This is a genomic window from Halobacillus sp. KGW1, assembly GCF_001592845.1.
In the GTDB taxonomy this organism is placed as follows: Bacteria; Bacillota; Bacilli; order Bacillales; family Halobacillaceae; genus Halobacillus.
On record NZ_LSOC01000002.1, the window covers coordinates 655703 to 675007 of the forward strand.

Genomic DNA, 19305 nt, shown 5'->3' on the forward strand with positions numbered 1-19305 from the left:
ATAAAAATGGTGATGACAGTGAAATCAAACAAGCACTCTTGTTTCATTCTCATGAATGCCGCCCTTGGAATCCTGACCTGTTTTATTTATTTATACTCATGGGTGGCGCTCACATTTTTGGAATCGATGCCTGTACTCGAACCGGTTTTTTCTCTGACCCTTTCGATGCTGGTCTTCTTTCTCTGGAATTTTGTCATGCTTAAGAGAGAGCGGAAGCGCTACTGGGCGCAGGCGGTATTCTCCTACTTTGGTTCCGTCGCTTTTTTCGCCTATTTCCTTACGTAAGGCCACGATGCACGTCGTGGTCTTTTTGTCTGCAAAAAGTTGAAATACTTAAAAATAAGGATACGGCGGTCAAATCATTTGTCCTCACAAACAAAACGGATTACGATAGATAAGTATGAATAAAAAATCGGAAAGGGGGCGGTACACATAATGGTAGAAGCAAAACTGCGTGTGAAATATTGGTTCAGGAGATTATTAGCATCGGATCCTGGAAGAAAGCGGCTCAGTCAAGCCGGAAAGGCGACGATCAGTCTTATTTCTTCTGTTTTTACGACCATTTTCCTTATGAACATGTTCGGTCACTCCCCCTTGCTCCCGGCGGTCGTTTCCGGTATGGCGGGAATGATGGGGATCATGGTCGTCATGGATGATACGAGGAGGAAGAAGCAGGTAACGACGGGACTGCTTGCGATTTCAGCCAGTAGTGGAATTACTCTAGGCTCTTTACTTTCCTTCAATGCCGTACTTGTAGCCATCCTGATGATTATTATCATTTTCAGCAGTTTCTATTTTTCTCAGTATGGCAGCCGGTACTTCTCGCTGGGTATGATCGCCTTCTTTACAACGTATCTTTCTTCGTTTCTGAAACTCCCCCCCGCACAATTTCCATGGTTTTATCTGGCGGTCGTCATCGGGATCAGTTACGCCTTCTTTTATAATTTCTATTTATTTAAAGATTCGGCTCAATTGCTCAGACGCAGCATCCAATCCTTTCACAGACAGGCGAACCTTACTTTCGAAATGATGATTGAGATTATCGAAGAGCCGGATATGACAGAGGCAAAAAAGAGAAAAGCGGAATACAATGTCAAGAAATTGAGGCAGTATGCGAGTAATGTATCGACGGATATCAATGAAGAAGACGTTCGTAAACTTTGGCAGGGTTTGAAGCCGAGTCAACTGCGTCTCTATATCTTCGATACGGCCATGTTCGTCATGACGCTTTCAGACAGCCTGAAACGTTTGAAGGAAGACGGGGCATTGGAAATGGATGAGCTGCGTTCACTGCTTGTGCGTGTCATCCATTCACTAAAGCAGGCAAAGATACTGGATACAGGAAGCGAAGATGAAAACCTGAAGGAAGCAAGAAATGTGGTACTTGCTTTAAGAAGCCTTATCGATGATCTTTTCGAAGAGCGTACCGGTCCTCCGGAAGGCTGGCTGTATCTCGTCAGACGGATTGACGCGATCGCCTCGCATGTAACAGAAGGGGCACAGAAAGTAAGGAACGATATTGCAGATAACAGCTCAGAAGAGGTAATAGAAGAAACAGAAAAGGAAGAGGATACGGGTACCAAAGAAATGAAACCTACCACGAAAAAGGCGATTCAGTCGATGATAGCCGGAACGATTGCCATAATCGCCGGTTATTTGATATCACCGATCCAGCCTTATTGGATTGTCCTTACTGCATTCATTGTCCTCTTGGGTACAGAGACGGTAGGAAGAACGTACTTGAAAGGCTTGGAGCGGTCCGTCGGAACGGTTATCGGCGCTGTCATCGGGTTTCTTCTTGCCAATCTCGTATCCGGACACATTGTCCTGATCATCGCTCTGTTGTTCTCCGTCGTTTTCTTCGCCTTCTATTTACTGACTGTATCCTATACGCTTATGAGTGTTTTCATTACGATGCTCATTGCTTTTATGTACGATCTCCTGCTCGGAGGAATCAGCTATCAGCTGCTGGGTGCCCGTGTCCTTGATACCATCATCGGTGCGGCAATTGCACTAGCCGTATCTGCGTTTATTCTCCCATCCAGAACGATGGACAAGATTACGGAAGTGTTCACCGGTTATCTCGAGAATTTGGAAACATACGTCACTTCCTACGTGAAAGGGTTCCGTACACCGGTGCAGGTGAAGAATTTAGCCAACACCGCTTTTGATATGGATGATAAAATCCAGGCTATGGAAGATGAAGCAAAGCCGATTCTTCAAGGCCCTGGTGCGAGGAAGTATTCCAGACTTCCAAGGTTGATCACCGTGTTTACGGCCATTAACTATTATGCTAAACATTTGGTCGCTTCCTCTTATCAGAAGAACTTTCAATATCCAGAAGAACTCTGCCGGACGTTTGAAGAAATGGAGAGGAAACTCAGCTACAATATGGAACTTGTCCAGACGTTGATCGAAACGAATAAGATTGCTGGAGAGTTTTATGACCTTAAACAAGAGAGAGAAGAAATCGAACGCCACGCTCCGAACCACAACGAAAATCAGGGCGATCTCGTTCATCACCTCTACTATGTATGGAAAATAAATCAAGCTTTGATGCTTATGGGCGATGTGCTTGGCGCAAATGAAGGGAATCAAGAAATGAAACCGCGGACCGATTAAGGTTTGCGGTTTTTCATTTATAGGTCTATGGGATGAGTGGTGGAAGGAGTATACTCCCATCTTTGGCGAAATGTGAAACAATCCCTCCCACAGTCCGTAATTCCTATAACGAACACGCAAGTTGAACAGGAGGATTTGAATGAGAAATTACGTAGGCATGCTCGGTTTGTTAGTGATCCTGGTACTCACTGCTTGCTCATCAGGAGAAGAGACGAAGACTGTCAATAAGGAGGAGGTACCGGGAAAGGAGCAGGAATCGGAGCCGGCAGAATCTCCGTCCATGGAGCTTTCGGAAACGATGGATGATATTCTCCAGGAAGAGGCTGGGGAATACGCCGGCGAGCATTATGATAAAGAAAAGGTTAACCAAGCCTTGGATGACTTGGACATGGAAGGAATGGAAGCGGAGGAAATATATATGAACATCCTCCCTTTAATGAGTGAATCCGGGCAATACCGTGAATACTCAGAGTTCATCCAATCATTCCAAGCGAATATCGAAACAGAGGTGTCTGATACACCTAGAGGAATGGAACTGGAGGAAGGGAAGAAAGTGGAAGGTTCCGCCAACATAACGTTCCTCCTGGACTCCAGTGGAAGTATGGCAGAGACGATTGACGGCAGACAGAAGATGGACCATGCGAAGGACGCCATCCATGATTTTGTGGCCTCCATGCCGGAAGGATCCAATGTTTCTCTTCGTATTTATGGACAGGAGGGCAGCAGCAAAGAGTCTGATAAAGCATTGTCCTGTTCCAGTACTGAGAATGTTTACGATAGGAAGGCTTACGATGAAGAAGCTTTCCAACAAACACTGGAAGGGGTAGAGCCGGTTGGGTGGACGCCGATTGCCAAGGCCATAGAAGAGACGGAGAAGGATTTGAAATCCGGACCGAAAGTGAGGCAGCAGTTGGTTTATATTGTAAGTGACGGAATCGAAACATGCGGCGGTGATCCAGTCGCGGCAGCAGGTGCTCTGCGCGATTCCGGGGAAGAAGGAACCATCCACGTTATTGGTTTTGATGTGGATGATGAAGGGCAGGAACAGTTAATGGATGTAGCCAAGGCCGGCGGCGGGGAGTATGAAAGCGTCGACTCTGCAGCGGATTTCCAGCGTCTGTTCGAAAGAGAACGAGTTCGTCTCTTTAACGAATGGAGCAGGTGGACGACCGATAATTTTAATAACGTCGCGAGAGAACAGACAGATAAGTTAAATGAGTTGTACAGGGAGAGGACCGATTTTAAGAACCTTACGTTCCGGGAACAGAGCAACCTGAAAAATGCAGTCCTACACTTATCACAAGACGATCGAATCGATAGTGATACGAATAAACAAATTTATGACCTCATTGAGGAACGGGCAGATACGCTGAAAGAGTTGGAAGCGGACTTTGATGCCGCTCTCGACCAGACGGATGAGGAAGGCGATGAAAGAAGAGAGGATATTCTCGATAAAGGGAAAGAGAAAAAGGATCAATACAGCAACTGAGTGAACGTAAAAGGCCGGGCGATTGTTACAATCGTCCGGCTTTCTTCTACTGCTGTTCTTTTTTGTTCTTTCTCAACTTTTTGATGAAAGAATCATCAGGTGTTACAAATAAGGTCTGTTGGTTATCGTACGTCACAAAGCCTGGTTTAGCACCGGATGGCTTTTTCACATGACGGATCAGAGTATAATCGACCGGTACAGAGGATGAGCGGCTCGATTTACTGAAGTTCGCTGCCAGCTGTGCTGCTTCAAACAGGGTGTCTTCATTCGGGTCGCTGCTCTTAATGACGACGTGGGACCCGGGGATGTCCTTGGCATGGAGCCAAATGTCTGTTTTGTGGGCGAGCCGGTTCGTCAAGTATTCATTTTGTTTGTTATTTCTTCCTACGTAAATGAGCGTTCCGTCACTGGCTTCGAATGCCTCGGGTGCCGGGGTTGCCTGCTTATTCTTTTTGTTTCCTTTGGACTGGGGCTTCTTCTTCAGGTAGCCCTGCTCGCGAAGCTCTTCACGGATTTCTTCAATATCCTCTTCCCGAGCGGTCTCCACCTGTTGAAGCAGCCGGTCGAAATAGGCAATTTCATCTTCCGCTTTTTCTATCTCCACCTGGACGACCTGCTTGGATTTCTTGAGTTTCTGGTACGTTTGGAAAAGGCTTTGAGCATTTTCACTCGGGGATTTATTCGGATTCAAGTCGATGGTGATCTCGGCCTGTTCCGGATCATAGTAATCAACGACTGTTACCGCTTCATCCCCCGGTTTTACGAGATGCATGTGAGCGGTCAACAACTCTCCTAAGCGCTGATAGCGGTCGGCGGAATCCGATTTCTTCAACGTATCTTCATGTTTTTTGATTTTACGGATATTTTTATCTCTCTCATTTTTCATGAAACGATGGAGATCGCCGGCCTGCTGCTTGACGCGGTCCCTTTCCGCTTTGCCCGAATAGTAGTCATCAAGCATGGCGCTTACCCTCTCGTACTGTTCCACTTCCCCATCAAATGCTTGGAGTGGAAATACATAGAACTGATTCTTTCCGCTGAGCTGCGCCTGGGGCGTATAATCGTGGGCAAGGATACGATCCCGAAAGCTCTTATAGGATTGCTTGAGGGCATCTGACCCACCAAGCCCTGCCTGATGAACGATCTCCTTGGCTATCATCGGCGAGAATCCCATGACGAAATTAAGGATTTGTTTATCCATTTTTCCGCTGTTAAAGTCAAGCTTTCTAATGAATAGATCCGGATCTAAATCAATCGGATTAAGTTTTCCTTGTTCCGGAGGGAGTTTGTATGGCTGACCGGGCATGATAGTACGGTGCCTGTTCTGCGAAGGAGGTAGGTGTTTGATACTGTCTAGAATATGCCCTTCCTCTTCATCTACAAGCAGGATGTTGGAGTGTTTCCCCATCACTTCTATAATCAGGGTCTTGATGGTTTCATCTCCAATTTCATTCCTGCTTCGAACTTTCAATTTTACGATTCGTTCCATATCCACCTGCTCGATTTCTTCTACAAATCCTCCGACCAGGTGTTTCCTCAGCAGCATGCACAACATCGGCGGTTCTTTCGGGTTGTTATAAATATCTTCCGTCAGATGGAAGCGTGCATAACTGGGATGAGCCGATAACAGCAGGCTGTGTTTCTTTCTCTGGGAACGGACGGTAAATACCAGTTCCGTGTCCGTCGGCTGATAAATTTTCATAATTCTACCCGAGCGGATGGTCTCATTTAATTCATGAGTAATCGCCCGGGTGACGATTCCGTCAAACGACATGGTCTTCACCTCTCTACTGTTGCAAGTATAGCACGAGTACAGGAGGGAATTCTAAGAAAATTCCTTACACCCTCGCTATACGAAGCGGCTAATGGTAGAATGTTGTTTCGGATAATCTACGATGGGTGTGAGATGGATGAAGAGTATGACGGGATACGGTAAGGGAAGGGTGGAAAAGGATGGGACGGTCGTTCATGTTGAGTTGAGAGCTGTTAACCATCGTTTTCTCGATATCCATGTGAAACTGCCCGCGAGCTTTCTATCTATGGAAGAGGCTGTACGAAATGCCGTTAAACAAGAGCTGGAAAGAGGACATATCGACATATCTGTCATGATTGACGGAGACAGCTTTCTGGAAAAGAGGGTGGATATCGACTGGGATTTGACCGATCAGTATATCCATCAATGGAAGAAACTGAAAAGTCATTATGATTTGACGGGCGAAATGACTATTGATATGGTATCCAAGTTAGACGATGTTTTTTCTGTTAAGGAAACAAAGGAGAATACATCCTACATAAAACCTGTACTGGACGAAGCGATGTTTGCTGCGCTGCGGGCCTTGAATAAGATGCGGAGTATGGAAGGGGAACGGATCTGGACAGACCTCCAAGCACGTGTTCGGGCTATGCGGGCGTTGTTAAAGAGAATGGAAGTAAGACGCCCGGCCTTTATCAAGGAATACAGGGACCGGATTAAACAAAGGGTTGAAGAATTCTCAAGAGAATTCATCGACCCGGAAGAGTCCCAGCTTCTCAAAGAGATTGCCATTCTTTCAGAAAAAGGGGACGTGACAGAAGAGTTGACCCGGATGGATTCCCACCTTCTGCAGGTGGAACGTCTCCTGAATGAAAAGGGAGCTGTTGGACGCCGGCTTGATTTCATGATTCAAGAAATGCATCGCGAAGTGAATACAATCGGCTCGAAATCCAATGACAGCGCACTGCTCGAGATCGTCATCCAATGGAAAAATGAATTGGAGAAAATGAAAGAACAAGTGCAAAATGTCGAATAACAATTGTGTTTATCACTAGTTTTTTCATATAATAGAGTTAGTGATTACAGTGCTTGGTCAGAAGAAGGAGGAGTCAGCTTTGAGTTTGAAGTTAATTAACATCGGCTTTGGAAATGTAGTTTCTGCCAACCGCATTATCTCGATCGTTTCACCGGAATCTGCGCCCATCAAACGTATTATTACCGTTGCACGTGACAATAATAAACTAGTAGATGCTACATACGGCCGTCGAACGAGAGCCGTCATCATTACCGACAGCGATCATGTCGTCCTTTCCGCCGTTCAGCCGGAAACCGTAGGGCAGCGGGTAATCAGCCATGATGAGATTTCAGATGAAAATTAGGGGGACAAACTGAAGTGATTGATCAGAAAGGAATTTTATTTATACTGTCCGGCCCGTCCGGGGTCGGGAAGGGTACTGTACGAAAGGCTTTGTTCGAACAGTCGACAGATTTGCGTTATTCTATTAGTATGACGACACGCGAACCTCGTGAAGGGGAAGTGGACGGCGTCGACTATTTCTTTAAAACGAGAGATGAGTTTGAGACATTGATTTCCCAAGGACAGCTCATTGAACATGCCGAGTATGTCGGCAACTATTACGGAACACCCCGTCAATATGTGGAGCAGACGCTTGAGGAAGGGAAAGACGTTTTCCTGGAAATCGAGGTCCAGGGTGCGATGAAGGTCCGCGAGAACTTTCCGCAAGGGGTATTCGTCTTCTTAATTCCGCCTTCTTTGGAAGAATTGAAAGACCGCATCGTCAACCGCGGTACCGAGACAGAAGATAAAGTGAAAAACCGTCTGCTCGCAGCTAAAGAAGAAATTGATATGATGGATGCCTATGATTATGTTGTCGTCAACGATGACATTAATCATGCCGTATCGAAAGTACAATCCATCGTAGCCAGTGAACACTGCAAGCGTGAGCGTGTAGCTCATCAATATAAGAAAGCATTGGAGGATGAATAATTATGATGCTGGAACCGTCTATTGACTCCCTACAGAAAAAAATTAAATCCAAGTACACGATTGTAACATTATCTGCCCGCAGAGCCCGTGAATTGAAACAGGGCAGCGCGCCGATGGTCGAAAACCCGAACTCTTTTCAACAAGTAGGTGTCGCTTTAGAAGAAATCGACAGCGGCAAGTTGAACTTCATCGAGTCTGATGAAATCCAGGCCCGTACAGAAACGCTATAAAACCGGACGTTCGTTATGCGTTTGGTCCATAAGAAGTACAAAAGCCGCGCTCATTCTCTGAATCCAGCGCGGCTTTTACTACGTAGCAAACATATATTCCAGTCGAGCAAAGGGGAACGTCTTATGTTAAAAGGAAAAAACATTGCATTGGGAGTCTCCGGCGGGATCGCCGCTTATAAAGCTGCTGCATTAACGAGCAAGCTGGTACAGGCAGGTGCGAACGTGAAGGTGATCATGACAAACAGTGCGCAGCAGTTCATCACGCCGACTACGTTTCAGGCGCTTTCCAGACAGCCTGTATACACCGATACTTTTCATGAACAGGACCCATCCCAAATACAGCATATCGATGTCGCGGACTGGGCAGACCTGTTCCTCGTCGCTCCTGCTACAGCCAACGTGATAGCGAAGATGGCAGGTGGCCATGCGGATGATATGTTGACGACGACACTGCTTGCCACAGAAGCACCTGTTTACATTGCTCCTGCGATGAATGTCCATATGTACAGTCATCCTGCTGTGATGAATAACATGAAGCAGCTGGATGAGTGGGGCTTTCGATTCATTGAGCCCGGAGAAGGATATCTTGCCTGCGGCTATGTCGGGAAGGGTAGGCTGGAAGAACCGGAAACGATCGTACGCGTGCTCGAAGGGGAAATGGACCGTAAAAAGATATTGGAAGGGAAACGTGTATTAATTACGGCAGGACCGACCAGGGAAAAGATTGACCCTGTCCGTTACTTCACCAACCCGTCGACAGGGAAGATGGGCTTTGCCCTTGCCCGCCAGGCCGCAACGCTTGGAGCGGACGTCACTCTGATTGCGGGACCGGTTCAGCTGGATACACCCCCGGGCGTAAATCGCTTCGATGTAACAACGGCAGAAGATATGTTTCAGGCTGTGATGCAGCATTATCCTGATCAGGACATTGTCATCAAATCAGCTGCCGTCGCCGACTACCGACCGAAAGTCACCTATGAACATAAAATGAAAAAACAGGACGGGAATTATGTCGTGGAGATGGAGCGGACGAAGGATATTCTTTTCGAGCTGGGCCAGCGCAAGGAGCACCAGTATTTAATTGGCTTCGCAGCTGAAACCAACGATGTGGAGCATTATGGGAGGAAAAAGCTAATCAATAAAAACCTGGATGCCATCGTGATCAACAATGTAGGAGATCCGGGGGCCGGGTTCGGAACGGATACGAACGCCTCTCTATTCCTTACGAAAAAAGGGCAGGAGCAGACGTATCCGCTTCAGAGCAAAGACGAGCTTGCCGCCCGGATACTGACAGAAGCATACGGGGAGCTTGTGGAGCGTGACACCCCGTGACAATTGCCAACGTCATCGTAGATGTTCCATCTCAAAATACGGATCGACCCTTTGATTATAAAGTTCCGGAGAAATTTGAAGGCATCGTTCAGCCGGGCGTCCGGGTGATCGTCCCCTTCGGCCCGAGAAAAATTATGGGCTACGTCGTCTCTTTATCCGAAACAAGCAGTTTCCCGTCGGTAAAGAACATCACGGATGTACTGGACGTGCTTCCTACGCTGACAAAGGAACTGTTGGAGCTTGGTAAATGGCTTTCCCGTCAGACGCTCAGTTACTATATATCCTGCCTCCAAGTTATGATTCCTCAGGTGATGAAAGCGAAATACCGTAAGGAACTTTGGAAGTTGACGGAGGAACCGCTCGTGCCGGAGCTGGATCGGCTCTTTGATGGAAGGGGTGTCGTTGATTTCGAGGAGTTCGAACGATCCGGCATCAGCTACCGTCTGTTGAAGAAGCACATGGATGACGGCGAAGTGGATGTCCATTATGAAGTGAAGAGCAGAGAAACGAAGAAAGTCATTCCGATGGTGGAACCTGCACTTGAACCACTGCAATTGGAGGAGAAATGGCAGGACATATCCCCGAGGGCCAAAAAACAGTTGGCAATTGTTGAGTTTTTCATTGAATATCCGCATGCATTAGAGAAGAAGCGGCTGCTGTCGCTTCTTTCGACAACCCCGGCTTCCTTGAAGCCGCTTATAGAGGATGGGACGCTTCGCGAATATAAGCAGGAAGTGTTCCGCGATCCCTACGGCGAGAGAGAGTTTGAGCGGACAACCCCTTTTCCGTTAACGGATGAACAACAGTCTTCCATCACGCCGATCCTCCGTTCTATTGAACAGAAGCAGCATGAAATTTTTCTGCTGCACGGAGTGACCGGAAGCGGTAAGACGGAAGTATACCTGCAATCCATACAGGAAGTGATCGATAAAGGGGAAGAAGCAATCATGCTGGTGCCGGAAATCGCGCTGACTCCGCAAATGGTGGAACGATTCAAGGGAAGGTTCGGGTCAAAAGTGGCTGTTCTGCATAGTGCCCTTTCTGCAGGGGAGAAGTATGATGAATGGCGGAAGATCCAGCGCCGGGATGTTCAAGTCGTCGTGGGGGCAAGGTCTGCCATTTTCGCTCCTTTTACGAATCTCGGATTGATTATTATTGATGAAGAGCATGAAACCAGTTATAAACAGGAGGACAGAACAAGATACCATGCGAGGGACGTCGCCATCAAACGCGGGGAGACGCACCGATGCCCCGTCGTTCTCGGAAGCGCGACTCCGGCTCTTGAAAGTTACGCCAGGGCGGTCAAGGGAAACTATCACCTCCTAACGATGAAAAAACGGATGAACGAAGCGGTTATGCCGGAAGTAGAGCTTGTCGATATGAGAGAAGAACTTCATGAAGGGAACCGTACGATGTTTTCACGGGTGTTGAAGGAGAAAATAGAGGACCGTATTGCCAAAGGAGAACAAATCGTCTTGTTCTTGAACAGGCGTGGTTATTCTACATTCGTCATGTGCCGGGACTGCGGTCATGTGCAGGAATGTCCACACTGCGATATTGCCCTCACCTATCACAAGCGGCAGAATAAATTGAAATGCCACTATTGTTCCCACGAAGAACCAATGCCTAAGGAATGTCCGGAGTGTGAAAGCAAAACGATTCGTTTCTTTGGTACTGGAACGCAGAAGGTGGAGGAAGCTTTGCAGGAGCTTATACCAGAAGCGCGCGTACTCCGAATGGACGTGGATACGACCCGGCGCAAAGGTGCTCATGAACGGCTTCTGAAACAGTTCGGTGAGAAAGAGGCGGATATTCTACTCGGAACACAGATGATCGCAAAGGGGCTGGATTTCGGAAATGTTACGCTCGTCGGAGTGCTCGCGGCCGATGCGATGCTCAACCTTCCTGACTTTCGCGCTTCAGAAAAGACGTTCCAACTCCTCACGCAGGTCAGCGGCCGGGCAGGGAGACACGAAAAGGCGGGGGAAGTCGTCGTCCAGACGTACACACCCGAACATTACAGCATTGAACTTGCAAGCACGTACGATTTTGAGCGTTTTTTCCAGGAGGAAATGAAGCTTAGGAAAGCGTTCCGGTACCCGCCTTATTACTACTTAACGCTGTTCACGGTTTCTCATCCGAATCAGCTGAAAGTTCAGGAAGTCACCCAGAAAATAACGATGTTCATGCAGCAGCAATTGTCCGATGGTGCCTTTGTACTGGGGCCGACGCCGTCTGCGCTGACCAGGATCAATAATAGATATCGCTATCAATGCATGGTAAAATACAAGAAAGAACCAGAGCAGCGGAAATTCGTGGAACGGATCCTGCATTACTATGAAGAAGAAATGAAACAAGAAAATGGATTACAAATCACGGTTGATTTTCAACCGTACCAGCTTATGTAAGCTGTCGTCAGAAGGGAGCAACTAGTCATGACAAGAATCGCATTCATGGGAACACCGGACTTCGCCGTCCCCGTTCTCGACCGCATCATAGAAGAAGGATACGAGGTCGTCCTCGTCATCACCCAGCCTGACCGCCCGAAAGGTCGTAAAAAAGTAATGACCCCGCCGCCCGTCAAAGTGGCTGCGGAAAAGCACGGCATTCCTGTATTTCAACCGGAGAAAATCAAGAACGAATACGAAGAGGTCTTGGCTTATGACCCGGACTTGATCGTTACTGCAGCTTTCGGACAGATCCTGCCGGAAGCGTTGTTAAAAGAACCGAAGCACGGATGTATCAACGTCCATGCATCCCTGCTCCCTGAATTCAGGGGAGGAGCACCGATTCATTACAGCATCTTAGCAGGTAAGAAAGAAACGGGCGTTACGATCATGTATATGGTCAAAAAGCTGGATGCCGGCGATATGCTTGCCAAAACAGTTGTCCCAATTACGGATGAGGACCACGTCGGAACACTCCATGATAAGCTTTCGGAAGCCGGTTCCGACCTGTTGGCCGAAACGCTGCCGAGGCTGTTGGCCGGGGAGATCACACCGGAGAAGCAGGACGAAACCCTCGTCACTTTTGCTTCGAATATTAAACGGGAGCAGGAGCTTATCGACTGGAACAAGGATCAGCAGACCATCTATAATCATGTGAGAGGCCTCCACCCTTGGCCTGTCGCCTATACGTATTGGAACGATAAACCAATGAAGATCTGGTGGGTGGAGAAAGTGGACGGCACAAGTTCCGAAGTAGCCGGAACAGTCACAGGGATCGAAGAGGACGGTTTTCTTGTCGCCACCGGAGACGGGAAAACGGTCAAGGTTACGTCCCTGCAGCCGTCCGGCAAGAAAAAAATGGACGGCCAGGCCTTTATTAATGGATCCGGTCAATCATTAGAAATCGGAGATCGTCTGGGGGAGCAGCATGACTAAATTTTTACTTAGAGAGACGGCTCTCGATCTATTAACGAGAATCGGAGATCAAGGCGGCTTCAGCCACGTACTGCTGGATAGAGAAATCAATAAACAGGATTTCTCCAGGCAGGACGGCGGGCTGTTGACAGAAATCGTATACGGCACTCTTCAGCGCCGCGATCTCATTGCTTATACGATTCAACCTTATATACAGAAACAAAAGAAAATAAAGCCCTGGGTACGCTGGCTTCTTTATATGTCCGTCTATCAAATGATGTTCCTTGAGCGGGTTCCGGATCATGCAATCATCCATGAAGCGGTAGAGATATCGAAGAAACGCGGCCACAAAGGAATCGCATCGTTTATGAATGGTGTGCTGCGTAACGTACAGAGGAATGGTGGACGGGATCTGGATGAGATTACAGATCCGGTGGAAAAGCTTGCGATCCGAACGAGCCACCCACTTTGGCTTGTCAAACGTTGGGCGGAGCAATATGGAGAAGAAGTGACGGAGGCGATGTGTGAAGCGAACAACCGCCATCTGCCGATGAGCATCCGAATTCAACCGCTGCGGATGGACAGAGAAGAGGTAGTTTCCAAACTTGAAGAAGACGGGCTTACCGTAGAGGAAAGCCAGCTGTCCCCGCAAGGATTGATCGTCACTGGTGGTGCCATACTTAAACACCCGCTGTTTTCGGAAGGATATGTAACCGTACAGGATCAAAGCTCCATGCTTGTTGCGGAGATGATGGATCTTGCTTCAGGTATGACTGTCCTTGACGCCTGTAGTGCCCCCGGCGGCAAGACGACACATATCGCGGAGAAGATGGCAGATGAAGGGGAAATACTGGCTTATGATCTGCATGAGAAGAAAGCGAAGCTTGTAGAGAAGAAAGCAAAACAGCTGCAGTTGACTTCGATTACGGCAGGGCAGGCCGATTCTCGAAAACTCGGCGAGAAACATGCGGCAGAACACTTTGATCGTATTCTGCTCGATGCTCCTTGCTCCGGACTTGGTGTTTTGCGCGGAAAGCCGGATATAAAGTATCATAAAACGGAACAGGATATATACTCGCTCCGTTTAATCCAGGATGATCTCCTCGATGAGATGGCACCTTTGTTGAAATCAGGCGGCAAGCTTGTTTATAGTACGTGTACAGTAGACCGTCATGAAAATGAAGAAGCTGTGAAGCACTTTCTTTCCAAACATCCAGAATTCCGTGTGGATCCTTCGTTTAAGGAAGATCTGCCACCTGCTTTGAGGGACGGCATCGGCCTTTCTGAACACGGACTTCAGCTATTCCCGCACGAGTGGGATACAGATGGATTTTTCTTGACCCGATTGATCAAACAATAACTCGGAGGGTGCATCGGTTGTATTTCCGGTGGCCCCCGGGAAATCAAAAGTAGGTGAGTCTATGTTAGGCTATTTTCTTACAGACCAAGGGCAAGTTCGCAATCATAATGAAGATGCGGGTGGTGTGTTTTCCGAAAAAGCACCAATCCTCGCTGTCGTTGCCGACGGAATGGGCGGCCACCAGGCGGGAGACGTTGCAAGCCGGATGGCAACCGATCATTTACATAACAAATGGAAAGAATCCGGCACTATAGCGACTCCGGAAGAGGCAGAGCAGTGGATGATAGAAACGGTTCGGTCCGCAAACGATGAAATAAAAGCATATGCGGATGAGCACGAGGAATGTCAAGGGATGGGGACAACGATTGTTGCAGCTATCAGCACGGACCAGTTTGCGACAATCGCTCATATCGGAGACAGCCGTTGTTACCTTTCGAATGCATATGGGTTCCAGTCTGTAACAGATGACCATTCTTTAGTCAATGAGCTGGTACGGACAGGGCAGATCACGGAAGAAGAGGCGGAACATCATCCCAGGAAGAACGTTCTGTTGAAAGCTCTCGGAACCGAATTCGGTTTGGAACCGGATGTCCGCACGCTGGAATTTGAAAAAGATGACCGTCTTCTTTTGTGTACAGACGGATTGACGAACAAGGTGAATGATCAGGAATTATCTGAGCTGAAAGATTTTCATGGGGAATGGGAAGATTTTTGCCGTCGATTAATTGAACTGGCCAACGCACGGGGCGGAGAAGATAATATCACCCTTGCTGTCGTCCATTATGATTCGGCAACCCATGAGAAAGAGGGTGTACAATAATGCTCCAGGACCGTCTCCTTAATGACCGTTATCGCGTAGGGGAGATGATCGGCGGCGGGGGTATGGCAAACGTTTATCTCGCCCATGATACCATCCTCAACAGGGAGGTGGCCGTCAAAGTCCTACGTTTAGAACACGGGAATGACGAGGAATTCATTGCCAGGTTCCACCGGGAAGCACAGTCTGCCACAAGCCTTTCCCATCCTAATATCGTCAACATCTATGATGTCGGGGAAGAAGATGACATCTATTACATGGTGATGGAATACGTGGACGGAATGACCTTAAAGCAGTACATCCAACAGCACAGCCCGATTGACGCTTCCGATGCCGTCGATATCATGAGGCAGGTAGCCTCTGCGATCGCCCATGCCCATGATAATGAAATCGTTCACCGGGACATAAAACCGCAGAACATATTAATTGATCACTATGGACATGTAAAAGTAACAGACTTCGGGATTGCGATGGCGTTAAGTGCTACTTCGCTGACGCAGACGAATTCGGTGCTCGGCTCCGTCCACTATTTATCACCGGAGCAGGCACGCGGCGGTGTCGCTACAAAGAAATCTGATATTTATTCTCTTGGTATTGTTTTCTTCGAACTGCTGACAGGACGCCTTCCTTTCTCCGGTGAGTCTCCTGTGTCCATTGCTTTAAAGCATTTGCAGCATGAGACACCGTCCTTGAAACGATGGAATTCGGACCTTCCGCAAAGCGTGGAGAACATCGTTCTGAAAGCGACGGCTAAAGATCCCTTCCACCGATATGAGTCTGTATTGGATATGGAACAGGATATTGAAACGTCTTTGGAACTCGATCGGAGAGATGAAGCGGCTTTCGAAATACCGCAGGATGACGAGGAAGAAATGACGAAGGCCATCCCGGTCATTACAAATGATGTGTATGGTGAACAGACCGAAGAAGACACGATTATCCATTCTCAGCCGAATGGTGTCCAGACTCCTGCTGAGGAGGAAACGCAGGAATATAACCAACCTCCTGCTCCGGCGAAGAAAGGCAAAAAGAAAAAGAATAAAAAAGTAAATAAGCCGAAAAAACCGAAGAAAAAACGGAAAGTCTGGCCGTGGATCGTCACGATCCTTATCCTTCTGCTTTTGGGTGGCGGAACGGCAGCTGCACTTTATGTTCCTGGATTTATTCGGCCGGCAGAAGTCGAGATGATTGATGTCGCAGGCATGGAATATGAAGAGGCTTACAGTGAATTGAGCGATTTGAACTTAAAAGTGAACCGGGAAACGATGTTTTCAGAAGATGTCGAAGAGGGAATGGTCATTCGGACGGATCCGGAAGCCGGCCGTACGGTTCAAGAAGAGTCTGAAGTAACCGTTTATTCAAGCCTTGGAAGAGAACGGGTCGAATTTGAAGATTACACAGGGGAAGATTTCGACAGTGTCGAAGAGGAGCTTCGGGATAAAGGGTATTCTGAAATTGAACGAATACCTGAAACGAGCGATCAGCCTCCGGGAGAAATTACGGCGCAGCTGTCCCCGGAACCCGGGACGAAAGTACTTCCGGATGAAACGAAGGTCATTTTCCGTGTCAGCAGCGGCCCACCGACCATCGATTTAGGTCGGCTGGATGATATGACGAAGGAGCAGGCGGAAAGTTATCTTGATAATCGTAATCTTAAAATGCAGGTAGTGGAAGAGTATTCCGATGAGGTGGACAAGGGACGCGTCATTACGCAGGATCCAGACCCATACACAGAAGTCAAGGAAGGTTCGACGGTAACCATTACTGTTTCCTTGGGTCCGGAGGAAAAGCCGCCTCGGGAGGAGACCGTCTCGGTAGAAGTGCCTTTCGATGAGGCTTCGGAAGAGACCGAGCAGCAGGTGCTCATTTATGTGGATGACTTGGAACGGGATATGGAAGAGCCTGTCATTGAGGAGACCATTACCGAGACGACGTCGTTCGATATAACATTGACGATTGCCGAAGATACGGAAGCAGCGTATAAAGTTCAAAGGGGTGACGAAGTCATTGCAGAAGAAAGTGTATCGTATTAAGAAGGTGAAATCATGGCGACAGGCAAAATAATCAAGGCCTTAAGCGGGTTTTATTATGTCCTTCATGAGGGAGAAATTTACCAATGCAGAGGGAGAGGTAACTTTCGGAAGAAGAAAGTGTCTCCTCTCGTCGGTGACATGGTCGAATTCAAAGCGGACAATCGGGAAGAAGGGTATATTTTATCTATTGAAGAACGGAAAAATGAATTTGTGCGGCCGCCGATTGCCAATGTGGATCAGGCTCTGATTGTAACATCCGCTACCCGACCGGATTTCAATGCGCTTCTCCTCGATCGTTTCCTTGTTCTTGTGGAAGCGAAACGGATTGAACCGATTATCGTTATTTCGAAAATGGACCGTCTGGATGAAGATCAGGTGAAAGAGATGCAGCATTATGAGACGATGTATGGCGAAATCGGCTATCCCGTTATCCTGTCTGCTGTCAATGATCCAGAAGCGATGGACTTGATCCAGTCCCATCTTGCAGACCGCACGACTGTGATTGCCGGTCAGTCGGGGGTAGGGAAATCCTCTCTCTTAAATTCCATCGATTCCAGGTTGTCCATTGATACGGATGAAATATCAGAGAGTCTCGGCCGCGGGAAGCACACGACGAGGCATGTGGAACTCTATGAAATATCTAATGGGCTTGTAGCAGATACGCCGGGGTTCAGTTCGCTTGAATTTGCAGACTTGGAACTGGAACAGCTGCCGGAGTGCTTTCCGGAATTTGTGGCGGTTCAGGATGGGTGCAAATTCAGAGGCTGCCTGCATCATAAAGAGCCTAAATGTGCGGTGAAAATGGAAGTAGAGGCAGGTAACATCAGCAGCCAGCGCTACCAACATTATCTGCAGTTCCTGGAAGAAATACAGAATAGAAAGCCGAGGTATTAAACGATGACAAAAATTGCACCATCCATCTTAGCATCCGATTTTGCTAAACTGGGAGAGGAAATTAAAGACGTCGAGCACGCAGGCGCGGATTATATCCATGTAGATGTCATGGATGGACATTTCGTTCCAAACATTACGATCGGCCCTTTGATTGTTGATGCGGTCCGCCCGGTGACGAGCCTTCCGCTTGACGTCCATTTAATGATCGAGAATCCGGAAGCTTACGTGGAAACGTTCGCCAAAGCGGGCGCAGATATTCTAACGGTCCATCAGGAAGCGTGTCCGCACCTCCACCGCACCATCCAACTGATTAAAAGTCACGGGGTGAAAGCAGGTGTGGTCATTAACCCTGCGACACCTGCCGAAGCGATTCGTCCTATACTGAAAGACGTGGATCTTGTATTGTTAATGACGGTCAATCCTGGTTTCGGTGGTCAGTCATTCATACATTCTGTACTGCCTAAAGTCAGCCAGATCGATGCATGGAGAACGGAAGAAGCGCTGGATTTTGAAATTGAGATTGATGGCGGCGTCAATGAAGAAACGGCACGCCTTTGCACCGAAGCCGGTGCTGATGTCCTCGTAGCAGGAAGCGCTGTTTTCAATCACCCCGACCGTAAAAAAGCGATAGATGCGATTCGCAGCTCTTTATAAGGGGAAGAAGCTCAAATGATTGCCAGCAGGCATCCATTTGAGCTTCTTGTTTATTCATCATTAATCTTGGAGGGAATCATATGAACCACACCATCGTCGTTGTCGGAGGAGGACCGGCAGCTTACATACCAGACCTGAAACAGACAGTGCAAGGGGATTGCCTGTGGATCGGTGCAGACAAGGGAGCCGAAGTACTGATCGAGCAAGGCATTAAACCGGATCTTGCCATCGGAGACTTTGATTCTGTATCACTGGAAGTATTAAGGCGTATTCAGGCTTCGGCAGCTGAAACACGTATATATCCGGATGAGAAAGATGAAACCGATCTTGAGCTTGCTGTGATAGAAGCACAAAAAAGAAACCCTGCGCATATTTTATTAGTCGGAGTGACGGGAGGAAGGCTTGATCATTCCCAAGCTAACATTCAGCTGCTTTACACGCTTGCAGAACGGGATGTGAAAGCGACCATCGTAGATAAACAAAATCGAGTGGAATTAGTCAAAGCCGGAGAGCATACGATAGAAGCGGATGAAGAATACCCGTACATCTCTTTCCTGCCTGTCACCCTGGATGTGTCAGGGCTTACTCTAAAGGGTTTTTATTATCCACTCACAGACGCATATGTACCTTATGGATCAACCCTCTGCATTTCGAACAGGCTTCTTGAAGATACGGGTACTTTTTCCTTTCAGGCAGGCATACTCTTAGTAATAAGAAGCAAAGACTTGACTAATAGAGGGTAGAGAAGGGT

General features: G+C 47.8%; 17 protein-coding genes. 16 read left to right on the plus strand and 1 reads right to left on the minus strand.

What is annotated here, in order from left to right:
- Positions 1-12: 12 nt before the first annotated feature.
- The 3 genes from AXG56_RS04035 to AXG56_RS04045 all read left to right on the plus strand — a co-directional run bounded on the left by AXG56_RS04035 (position 13) and on the right by AXG56_RS04045 (position 4111).
- A complete protein-coding gene (locus tag AXG56_RS04035) occupies positions 13-285 on the plus strand; it encodes a hypothetical protein (RefSeq protein WP_235601483.1) in 273 nt (90 codons plus the stop codon).
- Between the two features lie 150 nt (positions 286-435).
- A complete protein-coding gene (locus tag AXG56_RS04040; RefSeq protein ID WP_062513354.1) occupies positions 436-2622 on the plus strand; it encodes an FUSC family protein in 2187 nt (728 codons plus the stop codon).
- A gap of 139 nt (positions 2623-2761) precedes the next feature.
- Complete coding sequence (locus tag AXG56_RS04045) at positions 2762-4111, plus strand: VWA domain-containing protein (RefSeq protein ID WP_062513356.1); 1350 nt, start codon at positions 2762-2764, stop codon at positions 4109-4111.
- 46 nt (positions 4112-4157) lie between these two features.
- Here AXG56_RS04045 and AXG56_RS04050 read toward each other — a convergent pair whose 3' ends face one another.
- Positions 4158-5885 (minus strand): NFACT family protein, encoded by a 1728-nt coding sequence (locus AXG56_RS04050; RefSeq protein ID WP_062513358.1) that lies wholly within the window; start codon positions 5883-5885, stop codon positions 4158-4160.
- Positions 5886-6021: 136 nt separating this feature from the next.
- Here AXG56_RS04050 and AXG56_RS04055 point away from each other — a divergent pair, with 136 nt between their 5' ends.
- The 13 genes from AXG56_RS04055 to AXG56_RS04115 all read left to right on the plus strand — a co-directional run bounded on the left by AXG56_RS04055 (position 6022) and on the right by AXG56_RS04115 (position 19297).
- The gene (locus tag AXG56_RS04055) at positions 6022-6900 is read left to right on the plus strand and encodes a YicC/YloC family endoribonuclease (protein ID WP_235601462.1); all 879 of its coding nucleotides are present in this window, start codon (positions 6022-6024) and stop codon (positions 6898-6900) included.
- A gap of 79 nt (positions 6901-6979) precedes the next feature.
- Positions 6980-7243: an extracellular matrix/biofilm regulator RemA gene (gene remA, locus AXG56_RS04060; RefSeq protein ID WP_008637241.1), complete on the plus strand. Its 264-nt coding sequence runs from the start codon at positions 6980-6982 to the stop codon at positions 7241-7243.
- A gap of 14 nt (positions 7244-7257) precedes the next feature.
- The gene (gene gmk, locus AXG56_RS04065; RefSeq protein ID WP_008637240.1) at positions 7258-7872 is read left to right on the plus strand and encodes a guanylate kinase; all 615 of its coding nucleotides are present in this window, start codon (positions 7258-7260) and stop codon (positions 7870-7872) included.
- Between the two features lie 2 nt (positions 7873-7874).
- Positions 7875-8102 carry a DNA-directed RNA polymerase subunit omega gene (gene rpoZ, locus AXG56_RS04070; protein ID WP_008637239.1) on the plus strand — a complete coding sequence of 76 codons (228 nt, stop codon included), beginning with the start codon at positions 7875-7877 and terminating at the stop codon, positions 8100-8102.
- A 123-nt stretch (positions 8103-8225) separates the two neighbouring features.
- Positions 8226-9434: a bifunctional phosphopantothenoylcysteine decarboxylase/phosphopantothenate--cysteine ligase CoaBC gene (gene coaBC, locus AXG56_RS04075; RefSeq protein ID WP_062513360.1), complete on the plus strand. Its 1209-nt coding sequence runs from the start codon at positions 8226-8228 to the stop codon at positions 9432-9434.
- Entirely contained in the window at positions 9431-11842 is a 2412-nt protein-coding gene (gene priA / locus AXG56_RS04080; RefSeq protein ID WP_008637237.1) for a primosomal protein N', read from the plus strand. Before coaBC ends, priA begins: the two co-directional genes overlap by 4 nt.
- A 27-nt stretch (positions 11843-11869) precedes the next feature.
- Positions 11870-12817, plus strand: coding sequence for a methionyl-tRNA formyltransferase (gene fmt / locus AXG56_RS04085; RefSeq protein ID WP_026577495.1), 948 nt, complete (start codon positions 11870-11872; stop codon positions 12815-12817).
- Positions 12810-14156: a 16S rRNA (cytosine(967)-C(5))-methyltransferase RsmB gene (gene rsmB / locus AXG56_RS04090; RefSeq protein ID WP_062513362.1), complete on the plus strand. Its 1347-nt coding sequence runs from the start codon at positions 12810-12812 to the stop codon at positions 14154-14156. Before fmt ends, rsmB begins: the two co-directional genes overlap by 8 nt.
- Before the next feature lie 61 nt (positions 14157-14217).
- Positions 14218-14976, plus strand: coding sequence for a Stp1/IreP family PP2C-type Ser/Thr phosphatase (locus AXG56_RS04095; RefSeq protein WP_062513364.1), 759 nt, complete (start codon positions 14218-14220; stop codon positions 14974-14976).
- On the plus strand, positions 14976-17006 hold the full coding sequence (pknB, locus tag AXG56_RS04100; protein WP_026577494.1) for a Stk1 family PASTA domain-containing Ser/Thr kinase: 2031 nt from the start codon (positions 14976-14978) through the stop codon (positions 17004-17006). Before AXG56_RS04095 ends, pknB begins: the two co-directional genes overlap by 1 nt.
- Before the next feature lie 12 nt (positions 17007-17018).
- The gene (rsgA, locus tag AXG56_RS04105; RefSeq protein WP_008637232.1) at positions 17019-17900 is read left to right on the plus strand and encodes a ribosome small subunit-dependent GTPase A; all 882 of its coding nucleotides are present in this window, start codon (positions 17019-17021) and stop codon (positions 17898-17900) included.
- Positions 17901-17903: 3 nt separating this feature from the next.
- The gene (gene rpe / locus AXG56_RS04110; protein ID WP_062513366.1) at positions 17904-18554 is read left to right on the plus strand and encodes a ribulose-phosphate 3-epimerase; all 651 of its coding nucleotides are present in this window, start codon (positions 17904-17906) and stop codon (positions 18552-18554) included.
- Between the two features lie 80 nt (positions 18555-18634).
- Positions 18635-19297: a thiamine diphosphokinase gene (locus AXG56_RS04115; RefSeq protein ID WP_062513368.1), complete on the plus strand. Its 663-nt coding sequence runs from the start codon at positions 18635-18637 to the stop codon at positions 19295-19297.
- Positions 19298-19305 lie beyond the last annotated feature (8 nt).

What these genes read in the sequence shown, in the direction of transcription:
- rpoZ (WP_008637239.1), top strand. Translation starts at nt 7,875, where the DNA reads ATGATGCTGGAACCGTCTATTGACTCCCTACAGAAAAAAATTAAATCC.
- coaBC (WP_062513360.1), top strand. Translation starts at nt 8,226, where the DNA reads ATGTTAAAAGGAAAAAACATTGCATTGGGAGTCTCCGGCGGGATCGCC.
- AXG56_RS04035 (WP_235601483.1), top strand. Translation starts at nt 13, where the DNA reads ATGACAGTGAAATCAAACAAGCACTCTTGTTTCATTCTCATGAATGCC.
- rsmB (WP_062513362.1), top strand. Translation starts at nt 12,810, where the DNA reads ATGACTAAATTTTTACTTAGAGAGACGGCTCTCGATCTATTAACGAGA.
- AXG56_RS04115 (WP_062513368.1), top strand. Translation starts at nt 18,635, where the DNA reads ATGAACCACACCATCGTCGTTGTCGGAGGAGGACCGGCAGCTTACATA.
- rsgA (WP_008637232.1), top strand. Translation starts at nt 17,019, where the DNA reads ATGGCGACAGGCAAAATAATCAAGGCCTTAAGCGGGTTTTATTATGTC.
- rpe (WP_062513366.1), top strand. Translation starts at nt 17,904, where the DNA reads ATGACAAAAATTGCACCATCCATCTTAGCATCCGATTTTGCTAAACTG.
- AXG56_RS04055 (WP_235601462.1), top strand. Translation starts at nt 6,022, where the DNA reads ATGAAGAGTATGACGGGATACGGTAAGGGAAGGGTGGAAAAGGATGGG.
- fmt (WP_026577495.1), top strand. Translation starts at nt 11,870, where the DNA reads ATGACAAGAATCGCATTCATGGGAACACCGGACTTCGCCGTCCCCGTT.
- pknB (WP_026577494.1), top strand. Translation starts at nt 14,976, where the DNA reads ATGCTCCAGGACCGTCTCCTTAATGACCGTTATCGCGTAGGGGAGATG.
- AXG56_RS04050 (WP_062513358.1), bottom strand. Translation starts at nt 5,885, where the DNA reads ATGTCGTTTGACGGAATCGTCACCCGGGCGATTACTCATGAATTAAAT.
- AXG56_RS04040 (WP_062513354.1), top strand. Translation starts at nt 436, where the DNA reads ATGGTAGAAGCAAAACTGCGTGTGAAATATTGGTTCAGGAGATTATTA.
- AXG56_RS04095 (WP_062513364.1), top strand. Translation starts at nt 14,218, where the DNA reads ATGTTAGGCTATTTTCTTACAGACCAAGGGCAAGTTCGCAATCATAAT.
- AXG56_RS04045 (WP_062513356.1), top strand. Translation starts at nt 2,762, where the DNA reads ATGAGAAATTACGTAGGCATGCTCGGTTTGTTAGTGATCCTGGTACTC.